At 63.1% G+C, this 20,464-nt stretch carries 20 protein-coding genes; 10 read left to right on the top strand and 10 right to left on the bottom strand.

The window, feature by feature from the left end:
- Window positions 1-128 precede the first annotated feature (128 nt).
- Entirely contained in the window at window positions 129-1,418 is a 1,290-nt protein-coding gene (locus C6A77_RS00005) for an MFS transporter (RefSeq protein WP_114167524.1), read from the bottom strand.
- A 362-nt stretch (window positions 1,419-1,780) separates the two neighbouring features.
- On the opposite strand from C6A77_RS00005, the gene C6A77_RS00010 reads away from it, so the two are divergent.
- Entirely contained in the window at window positions 1,781-2,179 is a 399-nt protein-coding gene (locus C6A77_RS00010; RefSeq protein WP_003253317.1) for an acyl-CoA thioesterase, read from the top strand.
- A gap of 71 nt (window positions 2,180-2,250) precedes the next feature.
- A complete protein-coding gene (locus C6A77_RS00015) occupies window positions 2,251-3,147 on the top strand; it encodes a D-hexose-6-phosphate mutarotase (protein ID WP_114167525.1) in 897 nt (298 codons plus the stop codon).
- A 123-nt stretch (window positions 3,148-3,270) separates the two neighbouring features.
- Here the strand turns inward: C6A77_RS00015 and C6A77_RS00020 are convergent, their stop codons facing one another.
- From C6A77_RS00020 to C6A77_RS00040, 5 genes are all read right to left on the bottom strand, one after another.
- The gene (locus tag C6A77_RS00020) at window positions 3,271-3,804 is read right to left on the bottom strand and encodes a DUF3299 domain-containing protein (RefSeq protein ID WP_161959638.1); all 534 of its coding nucleotides are present in this window, start codon (window positions 3,802-3,804) and stop codon (window positions 3,271-3,273) included.
- A 48-nt stretch (window positions 3,805-3,852) separates the two neighbouring features.
- Entirely contained in the window at window positions 3,853-4,098 is a 246-nt protein-coding gene (locus C6A77_RS00025; RefSeq protein WP_112249445.1) for a GlsB/YeaQ/YmgE family stress response membrane protein, read from the bottom strand.
- Between the two features lie 96 nt (window positions 4,099-4,194).
- Entirely contained in the window at window positions 4,195-5,277 is a 1,083-nt protein-coding gene (locus C6A77_RS00030; RefSeq protein WP_114167526.1) for a 5-(carboxyamino)imidazole ribonucleotide synthase, read from the bottom strand.
- A 10-nt stretch (window positions 5,278-5,287) separates the two neighbouring features.
- On the bottom strand, window positions 5,288-5,779 hold the full coding sequence (gene purE / locus C6A77_RS00035) for a 5-(carboxyamino)imidazole ribonucleotide mutase (RefSeq protein ID WP_114167527.1): 492 nt from the start codon (window positions 5,777-5,779) through the stop codon (window positions 5,288-5,290).
- 171 nt (window positions 5,780-5,950) lie between these two features.
- On the bottom strand, window positions 5,951-6,883 hold the full coding sequence (locus C6A77_RS00040; RefSeq protein WP_161959639.1) for a LysR substrate-binding domain-containing protein: 933 nt from the start codon (window positions 6,881-6,883) through the stop codon (window positions 5,951-5,953).
- Window positions 6,884-7,065: 182 nt separating this feature from the next.
- Here C6A77_RS00040 and aspA point away from each other — a divergent pair, with 182 nt between their 5' ends.
- From aspA to C6A77_RS00060, 4 genes are all read left to right on the top strand, one after another.
- Window positions 7,066-8,490, top strand: a complete 1,425-nt coding sequence (gene aspA, locus C6A77_RS00045) for an aspartate ammonia-lyase (RefSeq protein WP_063912413.1) — start codon at window positions 7,066-7,068, stop codon at window positions 8,488-8,490.
- A 272-nt stretch (window positions 8,491-8,762) separates the two neighbouring features.
- Window positions 8,763-9,755 carry an AraC family transcriptional regulator gene (locus tag C6A77_RS00050; RefSeq protein ID WP_114167529.1) on the top strand — a complete coding sequence of 331 codons (993 nt, stop codon included), beginning with the start codon at window positions 8,763-8,765 and terminating at the stop codon, window positions 9,753-9,755.
- A gap of 229 nt (window positions 9,756-9,984) precedes the next feature.
- On the top strand, window positions 9,985-11,028 hold the full coding sequence (locus C6A77_RS00055) for a histone deacetylase family protein (protein WP_114167530.1): 1,044 nt from the start codon (window positions 9,985-9,987) through the stop codon (window positions 11,026-11,028).
- Window positions 11,028-12,131, top strand: coding sequence for a polyamine ABC transporter substrate-binding protein (locus C6A77_RS00060; RefSeq protein ID WP_114167531.1), 1,104 nt, complete (start codon window positions 11,028-11,030; stop codon window positions 12,129-12,131). The genes C6A77_RS00055 and C6A77_RS00060 overlap by 1 nt, the downstream gene beginning before the upstream one ends.
- Before the next feature lie 241 nt (window positions 12,132-12,372).
- Here C6A77_RS00060 and C6A77_RS00065 read toward each other — a convergent pair whose 3' ends face one another.
- The gene (locus C6A77_RS00065) at window positions 12,373-13,917 is read right to left on the bottom strand and encodes a PLP-dependent aminotransferase family protein (protein ID WP_114167532.1); all 1,545 of its coding nucleotides are present in this window, start codon (window positions 13,915-13,917) and stop codon (window positions 12,373-12,375) included.
- Window positions 13,918-14,007: 90 nt separating this feature from the next.
- Here C6A77_RS00065 and C6A77_RS00070 point away from each other — a divergent pair, with 90 nt between their 5' ends.
- Genes C6A77_RS00070 through C6A77_RS00080 form a run of 3 tightly spaced genes read left to right on the top strand, consistent with a single transcriptional unit; the run spans window position 14,008 to window position 15,775 of the window.
- Window positions 14,008-14,637 (top strand): FMN-binding negative transcriptional regulator, encoded by a 630-nt coding sequence (locus C6A77_RS00070; protein WP_114167533.1) that lies wholly within the window; start codon window positions 14,008-14,010, stop codon window positions 14,635-14,637.
- Window positions 14,638-14,649: 12 nt separating this feature from the next.
- The gene (locus C6A77_RS00075; RefSeq protein ID WP_114167534.1) at window positions 14,650-15,096 is read left to right on the top strand and encodes a GNAT family N-acetyltransferase; all 447 of its coding nucleotides are present in this window, start codon (window positions 14,650-14,652) and stop codon (window positions 15,094-15,096) included.
- A gap of 7 nt (window positions 15,097-15,103) precedes the next feature.
- On the top strand, window positions 15,104-15,775 hold the full coding sequence (locus tag C6A77_RS00080) for a GNAT family protein (protein WP_114167535.1): 672 nt from the start codon (window positions 15,104-15,106) through the stop codon (window positions 15,773-15,775).
- Window positions 15,776-15,904: 129 nt separating this feature from the next.
- Here C6A77_RS00080 and oadA read toward each other — a convergent pair whose 3' ends face one another.
- Window positions 15,905-17,713, bottom strand: a complete 1,809-nt coding sequence (gene oadA, locus C6A77_RS00085; RefSeq protein ID WP_114167536.1) for a sodium-extruding oxaloacetate decarboxylase subunit alpha — start codon at window positions 17,711-17,713, stop codon at window positions 15,905-15,907.
- Window positions 17,714-17,724: 11 nt separating this feature from the next.
- Entirely contained in the window at window positions 17,725-19,140 is a 1,416-nt protein-coding gene (locus C6A77_RS00090) for an acetyl-CoA carboxylase biotin carboxylase subunit (protein ID WP_114167537.1), read from the bottom strand.
- A 189-nt stretch (window positions 19,141-19,329) separates the two neighbouring features.
- On the opposite strand from C6A77_RS00090, the gene C6A77_RS00095 reads away from it, so the two are divergent.
- Window positions 19,330-20,292, top strand: coding sequence for a LysR family transcriptional regulator (locus C6A77_RS00095; RefSeq protein WP_114167538.1), 963 nt, complete (start codon window positions 19,330-19,332; stop codon window positions 20,290-20,292).
- On the opposite strand, the gene C6A77_RS25830 is transcribed toward C6A77_RS00095, so the two are convergent.
- Window positions 20,234-20,452, bottom strand: a complete 219-nt coding sequence (locus tag C6A77_RS25830; protein ID WP_114167539.1) for a hypothetical protein — start codon at window positions 20,450-20,452, stop codon at window positions 20,234-20,236. The genes C6A77_RS00095 and C6A77_RS25830 overlap by 59 nt on opposite strands.
- Window positions 20,453-20,464 lie beyond the last annotated feature (12 nt).

The following is a 20,464-nucleotide window of genomic DNA, read 5'->3' on the forward strand; positions in this document are numbered from 1 at the left end:
CTTGTGCGCCCACTTGGCACCACCCCCCCCCCCCCCCCCCCGGCCCCCCCCGCGCCCGCCCCCCCCCCCCCCCCCCCCGGGGGGCCCCCTGGGGGGGGGGGGCCCCCCCCGCGAAGAGGCCAGCAGCCTTAGCGCTTGTTGGCGAGCAGATACAGCCCCACAAGCAGACCAACCGCACACAACCCCGCCACATAGTACGCAGGCGCCATCGGGCTCACCTTCAACAGCCCGGTCACCACCATCGGCGTCAGCCCGCCAAAGATCGCGTAGGCCACGTTGTACGAGAACGACAGCCCACTGAAACGCACCACCGCCGGGAACGCCTTGACCATCACATACGGCACCGCGCCGATCACGCCCACGCACAGGCCGGTCAGCGCATACAGCGGGAACAGCAGCTCGGGCCGGGTCGGCAGGCTGTGGAAGAAGGTCCAGGAACTGGCCAGCAGCAGCAGGCTGCCGACCACGAACACCCGGCCCGCACCGAAGCGGTCGGCCAGGCTGCCAGCACCGATGCAGCCAAAGCTGAGCAGCACGATCGCCATGCTGTTGGCCTTGAGCGAGTCGATAGGGCTGATGTGGTAGATGCTCTGCAGCAGTGCCGGGGTCATCAGGATGACCACCACGATGGCAGCCGACAGCATCCAGGTCAGCAGCATCGACAGGATGATCGCACCACGATGGTCACGCAGCACGGCGCGCAGCGGCAGCTCCTCGGCCAGTGCCTTGCGCTGCTGCATTTCGGCAAATACCGGGGTTTCGTGCAGCCAGCGGCGCAGGTACACCGAAAACAGGCCGAACACACCGCCGAGCAGGAACGGGATACGCCAGGCGTAATCGGCCACTTCCTCGGCGCTGTACAGGCTGTTGATCAGGGTGGCCACCAGCGAGCCCAGCAGAATGCCCGCAGTCAGCCCCGCAGTCAGGGTGCCGCAGGCGTAGCCGGTGTTGCGCGCCGGCACGTGCTCGGACACGAACACCCAGGCACCCGGCACCTCGCCGCCGATTGCAGCGCCCTGGATCACGCGCATCAACAACAGCAGGATCGGCGCCAGCATGCCGATCTGTGCATAAGTCGGCAGCAAACCCATGATCAGCGTTGGCAGCGCCATCATGAAAATGCTCAGGGTGAACATTTTCTTGCGCCCGAGCAGGTCGCCGAAGTGAGCCATGATGATGCCGCCCAGCGGGCGGGCGAGGTAGCCGGCGGCGAAGATGCCGAAGGTTTGCATCAGGCGCAGCCACTCGGGCATGTCGGCTGGGAAGAACAATTTGCCGACCACGGTGGCGAAGAACACGAAAATGATGAAGTCGTAGAACTCCAGTGCGCCACCCAGGGCGGACAGCGAGAGGGTCTTGTAGTCACTGCGGGTCAGCGGCCGCGAAGGCTGCTCGATACTGCTCGGCACGGAAGTCATCGCTGATTGTTCTCTTTTTAGGCGTGCAGGCCGCTTGGCACGCGGCTTTTGAATAGGTAAGACCGGTGAAGATAGCAAATTGCCGAGCCGCGCCGAAAGCGATACAAAATCCCTACAGATATTCATCAATGCGCGGTCGTCGCTGGCCGTTATGCTCTATATACTGGCGATTCGTAGGAAAAGGTTGCGCCTAATGTGGGATGTTGTGCGAAAACGCCGGTCATTATTGTCAGGCGGTTTCGCAGAGTTTCCCTACGGCCGTCCAGTGAAACGAAATCGGCGTAGTATGTTTCCAGCTGAATCGTTTACCCGGCCTTTGCGCCACACCAACGAAAAGCGTCACGGGTCAGAGGCCCCATCGCATGATTGAGCTCGAACAAGAAGATCCTATCCCGCAAGGCGACCTGGCCTTGCAGATCACCGCATTGCCGCGCGAGACCAATGGCTTCGGCGATATCTTCGGCGGCTGGCTGGTCGCCCAGATGGACCTGGCCGGCACCGCCATGGCCAGCCGCGTCGCCGGCGGCCGCGTGGCCACCGTGGCCATCGACCGCATGGCCTTCCTGGTTCCGGTCGCTGTCGGCGCGCAGCTGTCGTTCTATACCCAGACCCTGGAAATCGGCCGCAGCTCGATCCAGATGATGGTCGAAGTGTGGAGCGACGACCCGCTGTCCAGCGAATGGCGCAAGGTCACCGAAGCCGTGTTCGTCTTCGTCGCCATCGACGGCAGTGGCCGCACCCGCTCCGTACCTCGTCGCTGAGCAACGCCAGCGGTAAACTCATTGCGTATGCCCGGGTCCAAGGCCCACTGGCAATCAATGAGACGAACGCAATGGCTACCTACCAGGTCGTAACCGAGCAACATGGCGAACTCAACTGCTGGCGCATCAGCAGCGACCACGCCGAACTCCTGATCGCCCAGCAGGGCGCACAGGTCCTCAGCTACCAGCGCGTTGGCCAGCCCCCGCTGCTGTGGCTGAGCGACCAGGCCATCTTCCGTCAGGGCAAGTCGGTACGCGCCGGTGTACCGGTGTGCTGGCCGTGGTTCGGCAACCTGCAGCGCAACCCCCAGGCCGTGCAGGCCATGTACCGTGGCGAACAGGCGCCGGCCCATGGCCTGGCGCGCGCGCGCGACTGGCAACTGCTGGGGATCGAGCAAGCAGGCACGACCCTGCGGATCGAATTCGAGCTGCCTGAAGCGCAGGGTGAGCTTCCCGGCTGGCCGCATGATGTAGAGCTGAAGCTGGTGATGGAGCTGGGTGACGAGCTGACCCTGAACCTGACCAGCCGCAACATGGGCTACACCGCGGTTACCATCAGCCAGGCCTTGCACAGCTATTTCGCGGTCAGCGATGTGCGCCAGGCGTGGGTGGAAGGCGCCGAGGGCCTGAGCTACATCGAAACGCTGGCTGACTGGCAGCAGCGCCAGCAGCAAGGGGCGCTCGAGTTCGCTGGGGAAACAGACCGCATCTACCTCAACACCCCGCCAACGCTAAGCATTGTCGACCCGCACTGGAAGCGGCGGATTACCCTGACCAGCAGCGGGTCACGTTCGGCGGTGATCTGGAACCCCTGGACCGAACGGGCCAGGGAACTAGCGGACATGGCCGATGATGGCTGGCAGCGCATGCTGTGCATCGAGACGGCGAATGTGTGGGATGACCTTGTGGAGTTGCAGCCAAGGGGAAGCAGTTCGCTGGGGGTCAGGATTGGCTGTGAACTGATCTGAGTTTTGCAGTGTCTGTTCGGGCCCCTTCGCGGGTAAACCCGCTCCCACAGGGTCTCCACGATATTCAAGGTTTGTGAAGACTTGTGGGAGCGGGTTTACCCGCGAAAGGGCCGGCACAGGCAATCAGAGGTCTGCGTCCTCCACCACCCTCACCTTCCCAGCATCCAGCGCATAGGCCGCATCGGCCAGGTCATTGCTGACCTTCTCCACCTTCAGCTTGCCGCTGACCCACAGCGGTGTGTAGATGTCGTCGATCTTCAAGCCTTGCGGGTAGCGCACCAGCACCAGCTGGTTGGGCGGGGGTGGCGGCACATGGATGCAGGCGCCCGGGTACGGCACCAGGAAGAACAGCGTGCTGTTGCCCTTGGCGTCGCTCTCCAACGGCACCGGATAGCCGCCGAGGCGGATGGCCTTGCCGTTCATGGCCGCCACGGTCTTGCTCGAGTACATCACCGCCGGCAGGCCCTTGCTCTGCTTCAGGCCGCCCTTGTCGGTAAAGGTGCCCATGGCTTCCGGGGAGTTGTGGTCGATTTCAGGCATTTGCTCGAGCGCCTGCTGGTCCGACTTGGGCATCAGCTCCAGCCAGTCGGTTTCAGGCAGTTCGGCATGGGCCAGAGTACTGGCCAACAGCAGTGAGGCGAGGAAAAAGGCACGCATGAAAATGCTCGGCAACTCGAATGAATTGCCGAGCATTCTAACCAGTATTCAGCGTTTCTTGATGAACCCGTAGATCACCAGGAGGACGACCGCACCCACCAGCGCGCCAAAGAAGCCCGCAGCCTCTCCGGCCTGATAGATGCCCAGCGCCTGGCCGCCGTAGGTAGCCAGCAAGGAGCCGGCAATACCCAGCAGGATGGTCATGATCCAGCCCATGCTGTCGTCGCCCGGCTTGATGAAGCGGGCCAGCAGGCCGACGATGAGGCCGATGAAGATGGTTCCGATGATGCCCATGGCGATCCCTCTGCAGTGAAGATGGAACAAGCCAAAGCCTAGACAGCACTTTGGCTTGTTGCCATTTCAGAGGGTTAGCCGCCGGTAGAAGTTCGATCAGTTGCCGATCAGCGCTTCTACTTCGGCAATCTTGCGCTCGAGCGTGGCCATGTCGTGGCAGCGCAGGGTGGCATGGCCAACCTTGCGGCCGACCTTGAAGGCCTTGCCGTAGTGATGCAGGTGGCAATCACCGATGGCGACCACCTGGTCCACCGGCGGCACTTCACCGATGAAGTTGAGCATCGCGCTTTCGCCCACCTTGGCGGTCGAGCCCAGCGGCAGGCCGGCGACCGCGCGCAGGTGGTTCTCGAACTGGCTGCACTCGGCACCTTCGATGGTCCAGTGCCCGGAATTGTGCACGCGCGGGGCGATTTCGTTGGCCTTCAGGCCACCGTCGACCTCGAAGAACTCGAAGGCCATCACGCCCACGTAGTCCAGCTGCTTGAGCACGCGCCCCACGTAGTCTTCGGCCAGCGCCTGCAGCGGGTGCGCCTGGCTGGCCACCGACAGGCGCAGAATGCCGCTTTCGTGGGTGTTGTGCACCAGCGGGTAGAAGCGGGTTTCGCCATCACGGGCACGCACGGCCACCAGCGACACTTCGCCAGTGAACGGCACGAAGCCTTCCAGCAGGCACGGCACGCTGCCCAGCTCGGCGAAGGTACCGACCACATCTTCAGGCGTGCGCAGCACTTTCTGGCCCTTGCCGTCGTAACCGAGGGTGCGGGTTTTCAGCACCGCCGGCAGGCCGATGCTGGCCACTGCGGCGTCCAGGTCGGCCTGCGAAAGGATGTCGGCGAAGGCCGGGGTAGGAATACCCAGGTCGCGGAACATGCTCTTCTCGAACAGGCGGTCACGGGCGATGCGCAGCGCTTCGGCGCTGGGGTACACCGGCACGAACTGCGAGAGGAAGGCGACGGTTTCGGCCGGGACGCTTTCGAACTCGAACGTGACCAGGTCGACTTCGTCGGCCAACTGGCGCAAGTGGTCCTGGTCGCCGTAGTCAGCGCGCAGGTGCTCGCCCAGCGGCGCGGCGCAGGCGTCCGGTGCCGGGTCGAGGAAGGCGAAGTTCATGCCCAGCGGGGTGCCCGCCAGAGCCAGCATGCGGCCCAGTTGGCCGCCACCGATTACACCGATCTTCATGGGTTGAGCCTCAAGCCTGGCGCGGGTCTGGGTTGTCCAGCACAGTGTCGGTCTGTTCCGTGCGGAACTGCTTGAGCGCCGTGTGGAACTGAGGGTGCTTGGCACCGAGGATGCTCGCCGACAGCAGCGCGGCGTTGACCGCACCGGCACGGCCGATGGCCAGGGTGGCTACCGGCACACCGGCTGGCATCTGCACGATCGACAGCAGCGAATCGACACCCGACAGCATCGACGATTGCACGGGCACGCCCAGCACCGGCAGGTGGGTCTTGGCGGCGCACATGCCTGGCAGGTGAGCTGCGCCACCGGCACCGGCGATGATCACCTCGATGCCACGGCCCTCGGCCTCCTCGGCATACTGGAACAGCAGATCCGGGGTGCGGTGGGCGGAAACCACCTTCACTTCGTAGGGGATGCCGAGTTTTTCCAGCATATCGGCGGTGTGGCTAAGGGTGGACCAATCGGACTTGGAGCCCATGATCACGCCAACCAGTGCACTCATCGTCGAGCCTCTTCGCTTGTGCGCCCTTGGGCGCGTCAAAAAACAACAAGCCACGCGGGACGACCGGCGTGGCTTGTTTGCTGATCAGGACCGGACGCATCCGGTCGAAAGGCCGCGCAGTATACCGTAAGGTGGTGCGGTTAAGGCACCCCGGCGACCAACTGTCGGGCCTTATTTTTCGGGGCTTTGGCTGACTTTCGGGTCAACCATCGCCGCCCCTTCCAGCTTGCGCCACAACAGCCGGACGTTGGCCTTGCGCACCAGGGCGCAGCGGTACAGGCGGATTTCCAGCGGCACATGCCATTGGCTTCCGCCACATATCGCCAGTTCCCCCCGCTCCAGTTCTCCGCGCATCGACAGGCGCGGTACCCAGGCGATGCCCATGCCCTCCAGCGCCATGCTCTTGAGGCTGTCGGCCATGGCGGTCTCATAGACCGTGGTGTAGCGCAGGTTGCGCTGACGCAACAGCAGGTTGACCGAACGCCCGAGGAAAGCGCCGGCGGTGTAGGCCAACAGCGGCACACTGCCCTCGCCTTCGAGGTCGAACAATGGCTTGCCATCGGCATCCACAGCGCACACCGGCAACATTTCGGTGTTACCCATGTGCAGCGACGGGAAGATTTCGGCATCCATCTGCAGGGCGGCATCCGGGTCATAGAAGGCCAGCATCAGGTCGCAACCACCTTCGCGCAACGCGTGCACGGCGTCTCCGACGTTAGTCGCAACCAGGCGGGTGGCAATGTTCAGGCCGTCGTTGCGCAACTGGGCCACCCAACGCGGAAAGAAGCCCGACGCCAGCGAGTGCGCCGCAGCCACTTGCACCACTTCGCCCTGCCCGCCTTCCAGATGATGCAAATGGCGGAGAATCTCGCTCAACTGGTCGACAACCGTGCGTGCCGTGACAAGAAACAGCTGGCCAGCCTCGGTCAGTTCGATCGGCGTGCGCGAGCGGTTCACCAGCTGCAGGCCCAGCGCAGCCTCGAGGCTGCGGATGCGCCGGCTGAAGGCCGGCTGGGTGACGAAACGCCGCTCTGCCGCCTGGGAAAAACTGCGGGTGGCAGCCAGCGCACTGAAGTCTTCCAGCCATTTGCTTTCAAGGTTCACGAAGCACATCTCCTGGCGTGCACCAAAATGGAACACGCTCGAATGTCAATTGGCGTCACATGAAACACTATGCCGTTTGTGCATAGGTTAGCGTGCAACAGCATTGGCCGCAAAAACACCTTCAGGCCTAGGATTGGCGCCATTCCGGCATGTGCCGGGTCAAAATCGAGATGATATACATCATGTCCTCCGCTGCATCGTTCCGCGTCGAAAAAGATTTGTTGGGCACCCTTGAAGTTCCTGCAGATGCCTACTACGGCATTCAGACCCTGCGCGCTGCCAACAACTTCCACCTCTCCGGTGTTCCGCTGTCGCACTACCCGAAGCTGGTCGTGGCCCTGGCCATGGTCAAGCAGGCCGCTGCCGACGCCAACCGTGAGCTGGGTCACCTGAGCGATGCCAAGCACGCTGCCATCAGTGCAGCCTGCGCCCGCCTGATCAAAGGCGATTACCACGACCAGTTCGTGGTGGACATGATCCAGGGTGGTGCTGGTACCTCCACCAACATGAACGCCAACGAAGTCATTGCCAACGTCGCGCTGGAAGCCATGGGCCACCAGAAGGGTGAGTACCAGTACCTGCACCCGAACAACGACGTGAACATGGCGCAGTCGACCAACGACGCCTACCCGACGGCTATCCGTCTGGGCCTGCTGCTGGGCCACGACGCCCTGCTGGCCAGCCTCGACAGCCTGATCCAGGCCTTCGCTGCCAAGGGCAAGGAATTCGACCACGTTCTGAAGATGGGCCGTACCCAGCTGCAGGACGCCGTCCCGATGACCCTGGGTCAGGAATTCCGCGCTTTCGCCACCACCATGACCGAAGACCTGCAGCGCCTGCGCTCGCTGGCCCCGGAACTGCTGACCGAAATCAACCTGGGCGGCACCGCCATCGGCACCGGCATCAACGCCGACCCTGGCTACCAGGCCCTGGCCGTACAGCGCCTGGCTGCCATCAGCGGCCAACCGCTGGTACCGGCTGCCGACCTGATCGAAGCCACCTCCGACATGGGCGCCTTCGTGCTGTTCTCCGGCATGCTCAAGCGTACCGCGGTCAAGCTGTCGAAGATCTGCAACGACCTGCGTCTGCTGTCCAGCGGCCCGCGCACCGGCATCAACGAGATCAACCTGCCAGCGCGTCAGCCAGGCAGCTCGATCATGCCAGGCAAGGTCAACCCGGTTATCCCGGAAGCCGTCAACCAGGTGGCCTTCGCCATCATGGGCAACGACCTGGCCCTGACCGTCGCTGCCGAAGGTGGCCAGCTGCAGCTGAACGTGATGGAGCCGCTGATCGCCTACAAGATCTTCGACTCGATCCGCCTGCTCCAGCGCGCCATGGACATGCTGCGCGAGCACTGCATCGTCGGCATCACTGCCAACGAACAGCGCTGCCGTGAACTGGTCGAGCACTCGATCGGCCTGGTCACCGCCCTGAACCCGTACATCGGCTACGAAAACGCCACCCGTATCGCCCGCGTTGCCCTGGAGACCGGCCGCGGCGTTCTGGAACTGGTGCGCGAAGAGAAGCTGCTGGACGACGCGATGCTCGACGACATCCTGCGCCCAGAGAACATGATCGCTCCCCGTCTGGTTCCGCTGAAGGCGTAACCAGGCCGCTGTAAACAGTCTCACCAGGTCGAGGGACTAGACACCTCTCAACCTTTCCAAGGCCCGAGCCTATGCTTCGGGCCTTTTTTTTGCCTGCAGGATTTTGCGGCTGCTTTGCAGCCCATCGCGACGCAAGGCCACTCCCACAAGAGCCCTGCGTACACCGTTCATGTGGGAGCGGCCTTGTGTCGCGATAGGGCCGCAGAGCGGCCCCCGAACATCGGCACACAACTTGCTCCATAATGCGTCCCAGGCCAACGGGATTACCCAGCATGCTGCACAGCCACCTGACCACCCTCAACGCGGTTTCGCTGATCCTCAACGTCTTCCAGGCGGACGGTTGCGAGGCCTCGGCGCTGCTGGCCGGCAGCGGCATAGGCCCGGCAGACCTGGGGCATGCCGATGCGCGCATCACCACCCAGCAGGAACTGCAGGTGTGCGCCAATGCCGTTGCCCGGCGTGAGGACATCGGCCTGGAACTGGGCCGGCGCATGCATGTGTCGTGCTACGGAATGCTCGGTTACGCCCTGCTCTCCAGTGCCACTTTGGGTGACGCCCTGCGCCTGGCGTTGCAGTACCCGGCACTGCTGGGAACAGTCTTCAAACTACGTTTGCTCGACGACGGCCAGCGCGTCTGGTTCAGCGCCAGCGATTACCACGACAGCCCGGCGCTGACCGCCTTCAATGCCGAGTTCTGCCTGGTATCGCTGAAGGTCATCTGCGACGACCTGCTCGGCCGCCCGCTACCCCTGCTGGGCGCCCGTTTCGAACACCCCCGTCCTGGCTACCACGCGCTCTATGCCGGGGCCTTCCAGTGCCCGGTCGGGTTCGGCGCCGAGGACAACGCCTTTGCGTTCGAACGGCGCTGGCTGGAGACGCCGTTGCCACTGGCCGACCCCATCACCCACAACGCCATGAGTGAACGCTGCCGGCGCCTGAACCTGGAGTTCACGGGTCGCCAGGCCTGGCTGGGGCGGATCCGCCAATTGCTGGCGCAGCAACTGGATGCAGCGCCCGGGCTGGACGGCCTGGCGCGGCAGATGAATTGTTCATCGCGCACCCTGCGTCGGCATCTGCAGGCGCTGGGCAGCAGTTATCAACAGTTGCTGGATGAACTTAGGTTCGAGCGGGCCAAGCAGTTGCTGGCTGATGAGCAGATGCCGATCTATCGGATTGCCGAGTGCCTGGGGTTCAGCGAGACCGCCAGCTTTCGGCATGCCTTCCAGCGTTGGAGCGGTGTGGCACCCAGCCATTTTCGCGGCTGATCTGCACCGACCCTTTCGCGGGTGAACCCGCTCCCACAGTTACAGTGTTGCACCTGTGGGTGCAATCCCTGTGGGAGCGGGTTCACCCGCGAAAGGGCCAGTACAGGCCACCAACAAATCCAGCCAAAGACCTTGGCCACATCGATCCCCTTTTGGCCATTTGCGTCGTTCTCCCGCACTGGCCCGACCATGAAAATGAGCCCACGCCAGTCCCTACCGGAGAACAACAATGCTGACGATCTATTCCGATGACCACCGCCTGCACCACGGCCGCTGCGAGCTGATCGACGGCAAGCTGATGCCCTGCTTCGAAATGCCTTCGCGTGCCGACCATGTGCTCGACCAGGTGAAAAAGCGCAATCTCGGCGCCGTGCAGGGCCCAACCGACTTCGGCCGCGCGCCGTTGCTGCGCATCCACAGCGCCGACTACCTGGATTTTTTCCAAGGCGCCTGGGCGCGCTGGGCCGCACTGGGTCACGAAGGCGATCTGCTGCCGTTCACCTGGCCCGCACGCACCCTGCGCCAGGTCAAACCCAGCGGCCTGCACGGTGAGCTGGGCTATTACAGCTTCGATGCCGGTGCGCCGATCACCGCCGGTACCTGGCAGGCCGCCTACAGCGCCGCCCAGGTTGCCCTCACCGCCCAGGCGGCGATCCAGCAGGGCGCCCATTCCGCTTTCGCCCTGTGCCGTCCGCCAGGGCATCACGCCGCCGGCGAAGTCATGGGCGGCTATTGCTACCTGAACAACGCCGCCATCGCCGCCCAGGCCTTCCTTGACCAGGGCCGACGCAAGGTCGCCATCCTCGATGTCGACTACCACCACGGCAACGGCACCCAGGACATCTTCTACAGCCGCAACGATGTGTTCTTCGCCTCGATCCATGGCGACCCGCGCGACGAGTTCCCGTTCTTCCTCGGCTATGCCGACGAAACCGGCGAGGGTGTCGGCGAAGGCTGCAACATCAACTACCCATTGCCGGCTGGCAGCGACTGGGCTGCCTGGAGCAACGCCCTGGAGGACGCTTGCCAGCGCATCGCCGCCTATGACGCCGATGTGCTGGTGATCTCGCTGGGCGTGGACACCTTCAAGGACGACCCGATCTCGCAGTTCAAGCTGGACAGCCCGGATTACCTGGAAATGGGCAAGCGCATCGCCCAGCTCGGCAAGCCGACCCTGTTCGTGATGGAAGGCGGCTACGCTGTGGAAGAAATCGGTATCAACGCGGTCAATGTGCTGGAAGGCTTCCAGCACGCCCAGCCAGGAGCCCGGTAATGGTCCGACTCAAGCATCTGCTCGCCCCGTTCATCGCCGCCACGCTGTTCACCGCTGCCCTGCCGGCCCAGGCAGAACAGCGCACCTTGCGGGTATACAACTGGTTCGACTACATCACGCCGCAGACCCTCACCGACTTCAAGCAGCAAAGCGGTGTGAAGCTGGTTTACGACATTTTCGACACCAACGAGGCGCTCGAAGCCAAGCTGCTGACCGGCAACTCCGGGTACGATGTGGTGGTGCCTTCCAACGTGTTTCTCGCCAAGCAGATCGAAGCCGGGGTATTCCAGCCGCTGGACCGCAGCAAGCTGCCGAACTGGCAGCACCTGGACCCGGCGCTGATGAAGCTGATCGAGGCCAACGACCCCGGCAACAAGTTCGCCGTGCCTTACATGTACGGCACCGTGCTGATTGGCTTCAACCCGGCCAAGGTCAAGGCGGCGCTTGGTGACAACGCCCCGGTGGACAGCTGGGACCTGATCTTCAAGGAAGAGAACATCGCCAAGCTCAAAGCGTGCGGCGTAGCCCTGCTCGACTCGCCTTCGGAGATCATGCCGCTGGCCCTGCAGTACCTGGGCCTGCCGCCGAACAGCGACAAGCCGGCCGATTACAAGCAGGCCGAGGCACTGCTGCTGAAGATTCGCCCGCACATCACCTACTTCCATTCCTCGAAGTACATGGCTGACATCGCCAACGGCGATATCTGCGTGGCAGTGGGTTATAGCGGCAGCTTCTCCCAGGCCGCCAACCGCGCCCGCGATGCGAAGAATGGCGTGGTGGTGGACATGCGCCTGCCCAAGGAAGGTGCGCCGATCTGGTTCGACATGCTGGCGATTCCGAAAAACGCGGCCAACCCGGAAGATGCCCATACGTTCATCAATTACCTGCTGCGGCCCGAGGTGATTGCGCCGATCAGCGACTTTGTCGGCTACCCGAACCCGAACAAGGACGCGACCGACAAGGTGAGCCCGGCGATTCGCAACAACCCCAACCTGTACCCGACGGCGGAGGCGATGGCCAAGCTTTACACGCTCAAGCCTTTGGCAAGGGATGCCGAACGGGCACGAACCCGGGCCTGGACGCGGATCAAGTCCGGTACCTGATTCAGCGCCGGGGGGCTGCTTTGCAGCCCAATCGCCGGCAAGCCAGCTCCCACAGGTGTTCCATTGCCTTCAAGGCCTATGCTGTACCCGTGGGAGCCAGCTCCCACAGGTGTTCCACTGCCTTCAAGGCCTATGCAGTACCTGTGGGAGCCAGCTCCCACAGTATCTCCACTGCTTACGAGGCAGATGCAGTACCTGTGGGAGCTGGCTTGCCGGCGATTGGGCCGCACAGCGGCCCCATTCACTTTCTCCAGGCCTTGCGTAATTTCAGCAAGGCCTCGGCTATCTCCCCCTCCGGCACCGCCGCAAACCCCAGCACCAGCCCTGCCCGCTTATCCACAGGCACCGCGCTATCCGCGAGCCAGAAATTACTCAGCGGCGTCACCTCCACCCCTACCTCCTCAGCCTTGGCTACCAGCCGCTGTTCCAGGGCAAAGTTATCCACATCGACCTTCACATGTAACCCGGCCTCCACTTCCGGCATGCCACCCAACCCTGGGATATCCACAGGCCAGCCGGCCTTGAGCACATTGCGCCGGCTCAACGCCGCCTTGCGCATGCGTCGGATATGCCGCTGGAAGTGGCCGCGGGCCATGAACTCGGCCATCACGCACTGGCTGCTGACTTCCGAATGCCGCACCGCCAATGCCCTGCCCTGGCTGAACGCCAGCGCCAGCTGCGCCGGCAATACCAGGTAACCAAGGCGCAACGCCGGAAAGGCGATCTTGCCGAACGTGCCGACATACAGCACCCGCCCGTTGCGGTCGAGGGCCGCAAGCGGAGCCAGGGGCGCACCGCTGTAACGGTACTCGCCGTCGTAATCGTCCTCGATAACCCAGCCACCGCTACGCTCGGCCCAGGCCAGCAGCTCCAGGCGCCGCGCCAGGCTCATGGTCACCCCGGTCGGGTACTGGTGAGCCGGGGTGACGTAGGCCAGCCGGCAATCGGCCAACTGCTCGAGCTGGCGGCAGTCCATGCCCTGCTCGTCCACCGGCACGCCATGCAGCCTGCCGCCTGCCAGTGCAAACGCGTGCCCGGCCGCCCGATAGCCCGGGTTTTCCACAGCCACACCGTCGCCCGGCTGCAGCAGCAGCTGTGCACAAAGGCTGATGGCCTGCTGCGCGCCACTGGTGATCACAATTTGTTCAGCAGTACAACTCAGCCCACGCGAGCGACGCAAGTACGCCGCGATCAGCTCGCGCAGCAGCGGCTCGCCTGCCGGGTCGCCGTAACCCAACTGGGCAGGCGCCGGTTTACGCCAGAAACCCGCCTGGAGCTTGGCCCAGATGTCGAACGGGAACAGGTCGAATGCTGGAATACCGACGCGAAAAGCACGCGGCGCACCGCTTCTGGGCGGCAGCAAATGGTTGGTTTTCAGACGCTGCAAAGGCCCGCTGGAAAGGCGACTGCTGGATAAATCATCAGTATCTGAGGCGCGAAATGTGGATAAGTCTGTTGATAAACCCCGGGATAACCCTGTGGATAGTTGTGTGGATAGTTCTGCGGAAGAGAGCTTCGGCAGCTGACTGACATACGTACCATCGCCTACCCGGCTTTCGATAAAGCCCTCGGCATACAGCTGGTCATAGGCCCGCACCACGCTGTTGCGCGACAGCGCCAGCACAGCAGCCAGGTCACGAGTGGCCGGCAGCCGGGTGCCACTGCTCAGCCGCCCGTCCAGTACCCGCGCACGCAGGGCCTGGTACAGCTGCTGGCTGAGCCCGCGGCGCCGATCGAGCGAGATCCCGGCGGGGTCGAAAGGTAATACGAGGGTGGGCCTGTTCATGTTATTGGACCTATCAAAACAGCTGGTAATGGCTCTTACCAAGAGCCATTAGCCTGCCTAGGATGGTGCCATTGCACAAGGAAACCGAGCATGTACAACAGCAAACCCCACCAGGAGCACGACCTCGGTCGCCTGCACCAACACATGCTCGACACTCGCCTGGCCATTCTGGTCAGCCATGGCGCACACGGCCTGCTGGCCACCCACCTGCCAGTGCTGGTCGATTCCACTGAGGGTGAGTTCGGCACCGTCTATGCCCACCTGGCACGGGCCAACAGCCAATGGCAGGACCTGGCGCAAGGTGCCGAAGCCCTGCTGGTATTCCCCGGTGCCGACGCCTATGTCAGCCCCACCTACTACCCGAGCAAGGCAGACAACCCCAAGGTGGTGCCGACCTGGAACTACCTGGCCGTACATGCCTATGGCCAGGCAGAAGTGATTCACCAAGCCGAACCCCTGCTGGCCATCGTCAGCCGCCTGACCGATCGCCACGAGCAAGGCCGCAGCGAACCGTGGAGCGTCAGCGACGCCCCGCGGGACTACCTTGACGGCATGCTTCGCGCCATCGTCGGTATCCGCCTGCCCATCGCCCGCCTGCAAGGCGCGCGCAAGCTCAGCCAGAACCGCTCGGCACAAGACATTGCCGGCGTGCGCGAAAGCCTGAGCGCCAGCCCCGATTACCTGGACAACCAACTCGCGGCGCACATGCGCCCACTCTGAAGGAACAGCCCCATGCCCAGCGTTACCCTGCGCCCCGTCACTGCCCAAGACCACGCTGCCTGGCTTGCCCTGTGGCACGCCTATCTGCACTTCTATGAATCCGAACTGGCCGATGAAGTGAGCCTCTGCACCTGGCAGCGCCTGCTCGACCCCAACGAGCCAACCCATTCGGCCTTGGCCTGGGTGGATGGCAAGGCGGTGGGCATGGTCAACTTCATCTACCACCGCAGCAACTGGAGTATCGGCAATGCCTGCTACCTGCAGGACCTGTACGTGGACGGCACGCAGCGTGGCCTGGGCATCGGCCGGCAACTGATCGAGCATGTCTACGCAGCAGCCAAGGCTGAAAACTGCAGCAAGGTGCACTGGCTGACCCACGAAACCAATGCCACCGCCATCAGCCTGTACCAGCAGGTTGCCGAGCGCTCGGGCTTCATCCAATTCCGTAAAGAGTTCTGAGCCGAACATGACCGACACATTGAACTGGAAGCCCGCCGCCACGCCGAAGGCCGAGACGATCGAAGGGCGCTTCATCCGCCTGGAAAAGCTCGAGCCGGCGCGCCATGGCAACGACCTCTGGCAGGCGCTGCAAGGCCCGGCTGCCGACCCGGCCCTGTGGGACTACCTGCCTTACGGCCCGTTCACCGAACGTGCGGCCTTCGACCGCTGGCTGGAAGGCAACGCTGCCGGCCGCGATCCGCTGTTCCATGCCGTGATCGACCGCAGCAACGGCCAGGCCCAGGGCATCCTCAGCCTGATGTCGATGGTGCCCGAGCACGGCCGCATCGAAATCGGCCATGTCGCCTTCGGCGCCGCCATGCAGCGCACGCCCAAGAGCACCGAGGCGGTGTACCTGCTGGGCAAGCTCGCCTTCGAGCTGGGCAACCGCCGGCTGGAGTGGAAGTGCAACAACGCCAACGCTCGCTCCCGGCGCGCGGCGGAGCGATTTGGCTTCGTTCACGAGGGTGTTTTCCGCAAGCACCTGGTGGTGAAGGACCACAACCGGGATACCGCGTGGTATTCGATTACCGATGATGAATGGCCAGCGGTGGCTGCCGGGTTCGCGCGCTGGCTGAGCGAGGACAATCAGCGGCCCGAGGGGCAGGTGCAGACCTTGGAAGCGTGCCGCAAAGGTTGAGCCTTGTATCGGGCTCACCGGCCTCTTCGCGGGCTCGCCCGCTCCCACATGGTCTTTACCAGACTCGAGCGCAAAAAAAGGGGAGCATCCGCTCCCCAGAGGTTAACCGCTTGCAGATGAGGGCTTAACTCAGCCCTCGATCTCGATCAGGATCTCACCCGGGGTCACCCGGTCGCCCTTGGCCACGTGGATGGCCACGACCTTGCCGGCGATCGCCGCCTGCACTTCGGTCTCCATCTTCATGGCTTCGGTAATCAGCACGGCCTGGCCGGTTTTGACCATGTCGCCTTCCTTGACCAGCACATCGACGATGTTGCCCGGCATGGTGGTGCTGACGTGGCCCGGAGCACTGGCCTGCTTGCGCTTGCTGCTGCCGCCACCAACGAATTCGTTGAGCGGCTCGAACACCACCTCTTCCGGCATGCCGTCGATCGACAGGTAGAAGTGGCGCTTGCCCTCGGCCTTGACGCCGACGCCGGTAATGTCGACGCGGTAGGTTTCGCCGTGCACATCGATGACGAACTCGGTCGGCACGCCTTCGCCGCTGTGAGACGCCACTGCGCCCGCCTCAGGAATAGGCAGCAGGACTTCAGGAGTCAGGGTGCCGGCTTCACGTTCCTCGAGGAACTTACGGCCAATGTCCGGGAACATGGCGAAAGTCAGCACGTCTTCTTCGCAACGGGCCAGGGCACCGATGTCGGCACGCAGCTTGGCCATTTCCGGCTTCAGCAGGTCGGCCGGACGTACATCGATCACTTCTTCGCTGCCGATCGCCTGGCGACGCAGCTGCTCGTTGACCACACCCGGGGCCTTGCCGTAACCGCCTTGCAGGTACAGCTTCACTTCGTTGGTGATGGTCTTGTAGCGCTCGCCGGCCAGCACGTTGAAGAACGCCTGGGTGCCAACGATCTGCGAAGTCGGCGTGACCAGTGGCGGGAAGCCAAGGTCTTCACGCACGCGCGGGATCTCTGCCAGCACTTCGTTCATGCGGTTGAGGGCGCCCTGCTCCTTGAGCTGGTTAGCCAGGTTGGAAATCATCCCGCCCGGTACCTGGTTGACCTGCACGCGGGTATCCACCGCGGTGAACTCGCTCTCGAACTGGTGGTACTTCTTGCGCACGGCGTAGAAGTACAAGCCGATTTCCTGCAGCAGCTCCAGGTCCAGGCCGGTATCGAACTCGCTGCCCTTGAGCGCAGCAACCATCGACTCGGTGCCCGGGTGGCTGGTGCCCCAGGCGAAGCTGGAGATGGCGGTGTCGATATGGTCGGCACCGTTTTCCACTGCCTTGAGCTGGCACATGGCGGCCAGGCCGGCAGTGTCGTGGGAGTGGATGAACACCGGCAGCGACTGCTCGGCCTTCAGCGCCCTGACCAGCTCGCCAGTGGCGAATGGCGTCAGCAGGCCGGCCATGTCCTTGATCGCAATCGAGTCGCAACCCATGGCTTCCATCTGCTTGGCCTGGGCGACGAAGGCGTCGATGGTGTGCACGGGGCTGACGGTGTAGGCGATGGTGCCCTGGGCGTGCTTGCCGGCAGCCTTGACCGCTTCGATGGCTACACGCAGGTTACGCACGTCGTTCATGGCGTCGAAGATGCGGAACACATCGATGCCGTTGACCGCAGCCTTGGCGACGAAGGCCTTGACCACGTCATCGCTGTAGTGGCGGTAGCCCAGCAGGTTCTGGCCCCGCAGGAGCATTTGCAGGCGGGTGTTGGGCAACGCCGCACGCAGCTTGCGCAGGCGCTCCCACGGGTCTTCCTTGAGGAAGCGCACGCAGGCGTCGAAGGTGGCGCCACCCCAGACTTCCAGCGACCAGTAGCCGACCTTGTCGAGCTTTTCGCAGATCGGCAGCATGTCTTCGGTACGCATGCGGGTAGCCAGCAGGGACTGGTGGGCATCGCGCAGGATCGTGTCGGTTACGTGAATTTTCTTGGACATTATGGGGTTCCTCACAGGCCTGCGTGGGCGGCGATGGCGGCGGCGATGGCCAGGGCCAGCTCTTCGGGTTTGCGCTTGATCGAGTAGTTGGTCAGTTCAGGGTGGCTTTCGACGAAGCTGGTATTGAACTGGCCGCTACGGAATTCCGGATTGCGCAGGATTTCCTGGTAATACGCGGCGGTGGTCTTCACCCCTTGTACGCGCATGTCGTCCAGGGCCCGCAGGCCGCGGTCCATGGCTTCTTCCCAGGTCAGCGCCCACACCACCAGCTTCAGGCACATGGAGTCGTAGAACGGCGGAATGGTGTAGCCGGTGTAGATCGCCGTGTCGGTACGCACGCCCGGGCCGCCGGGGGCGTAATAACGGGTGATCTTGCCGAAGCTGGGCAGGAAGTTGTTCTTCGGGTCTTCGGCGTTGATACGGAACTGCAACGCATAACCACGGTGCAGGATATCTTCCTGCTTGACCGACAGCGGCAGGCCCGAAGCAATGCGAATCTGCTCACGAACGATGTCGATACCGGTGATTTCCTCGGTGATGGTGTGCTCCACCTGCACCCGGGTATTCATCTCCATGAAGTACACCTCGCCATCGGCGAGCAGAAACTCCACGGTACCGGCGTTCTCGTAGTCCACAGCCTTGGCCGCGCGTACCGCCAGGTCGCCGATATAGGCGCGCTGCTCGGGGGTAAGCTGGGGGCTCGGAGCGATTTCGATGAGCTTCTGGTTACGGCGCTGGATCGAGCAGTCGCGCTCGAACAGGTGCACCACGTTGCCAAAGCTGTCACCGAGGATCTGCGCCTCGATGTGCTTGGGGTTGACGATGCACTTCTCCAGGAACACTTCCGCAGAACCGAAGGCCTTGGTGGCTTCGGAGATGACGCGAGGGAAATTCTGTTCCAGTTCCTCACGGCTGTTGCAACGGCGAATACCGCGGCCGCCGCCGCCAGAGGTGGCCTTGAGCATGACCGGGTAACCGATGCGGTCACCTTCGCTCAGGGCTTCATGAATATCGGCAACGTTGCCTTCGGTGCCTGGGGTTACCGGCACACCGGCGGCGATCATGGTACGGCGCGCTTCGGTCTTGTCGCCCATGCGGCGAATGACATCGGCGGCCGGGCCGATGAACTTGATCCCGCGCTCGGCACAGATCTCTGCGAGTTCAGCGTTTTCCGACAAGAAGCCATAGCCCGGGTGCAGGGCATCACAGCCGGTTTCCACCGCCAGGTTCACCAGCTTGCGCGGGTTCAGGTAACCGGCCAGCGGCTCGGCACCGATGCTGTGGGCTTCGTCGGCACGCTTGACGTGCAACGCGTGGCGGTCGGCGTCGGAATAGATCGCCACCGAGCGAATGCCCATCTCGGCGCAGGCGCGCACGATCCGAACTGCGATTTCACCTCGGTTGGCGATCAGGATTTTTTTTATCACTGGAGTCTTCCCAAAGCCGTAGGAACAGTCGAGCCGGTTCTACCGGTCGGCGCGTGACCAGACGTTGCTGGCCAGTCGCACATTCACCCTAGCGCTGTGGGTCGATAAACAAAAATCAATATTTGTTAGAGGCTGTATTAGTAAAAGCTTATAGTGCGGTAACAAGGTGTTGCTTAAGGCCCGACTGAAATGCGTAAGTCATTGATGCGTATGACATTGCGTCAATTGCAGATCTTCAACGAGGTGTGCGACTTGCGCTCGTACAGCCGTGCGGCGGAAGAGATGGCGCTGACGCAACCCGCCGTTAGTCTACAGATCCGCCAGCTCGAAGAACTGATCGGCCAGCCGCTGTTCGAGTACGTGGGCAAGAAACTCTACCTGACCGAAGCGGCCGAAGCCCTGCAACGCGCCAGCCACGATATCTTCGGGCGGCTGGAGAGCCTGGACATGCAGCTGTCGGACATGCAGGGCTCATTGCAGGGGCAGCTGAAACTGGCGATCGAGTCCAGCGCCAAGTACTTCGTGCCACACCTGTTCGCCGCCTTCAAGCAGCGCCACCCGGAGGTCAACCTGACCCTGACGGTGGTCAACCGGGCCCAGGCCATCCGCCGCCTGTCGGACAACCGCGACGATTTGATCATCATGTCCATGGTGCCTCAGGACATGGGCCTGGAGTTTCTGCCGTTCCTCAACAACCCGATCGTCGCGGTGGCGCCGCCCGAGCACCCGCTGTGCAAGCTCGAGCAACTGCGCCTGCAGGACCTGGAACCTCATACCTTGCTGATCCGCGAACAAGGTTCCGGCACGCGCAAGGCTTGCGAGGAGTACTTCAAGGACAAGCGCGTGCATTTCACCCAGACCCTGGAAGTGGCCTCGGCCGACGCCCAGCGTGAATGCGTGATCGCCGGGCTGGGGATTGCCCTGCTGACCCGCCATGCGGTCAATCTTGAGCTCGCGACGGGTGTGCTGAAGGAGCTACCGGTGGAGGAGCTGCCGTTGTACCGAAGCTGGTGCGTGGTGCAGGCCAAGGCCAAGCGGCAATCGCCGGTAGCCTTGGCCTTTCTTGCGTTCATCCGCAGCGAACGTGCGTTGATCAGTGCACTGGTCGAGCGTTTTTCGGGGAAACTGCCGCCGACGCCTGCCACACCGTGAGTTCTTGCAACTCGGGGTAGTCGGCGAGGTCACGAAGCAGCTGACGTTGATCGCAATAGCTCTCGATCGCGCGGCGGTATTCCATACGGCGCTGATCCTTTTCCTGCTGTTTGCGAGCCTTGGCGTTGGGTTGGTACGTACCGTCGAAGTCACGAGCCATTGCCTGTCTCCC

It is taken from the genome of Pseudomonas sp. AFG_SD02_1510_Pfu_092, from assembly GCF_003331055.1.
Lineage (GTDB): Bacteria > Pseudomonadota > Gammaproteobacteria > Pseudomonadales > Pseudomonadaceae > Aquipseudomonas.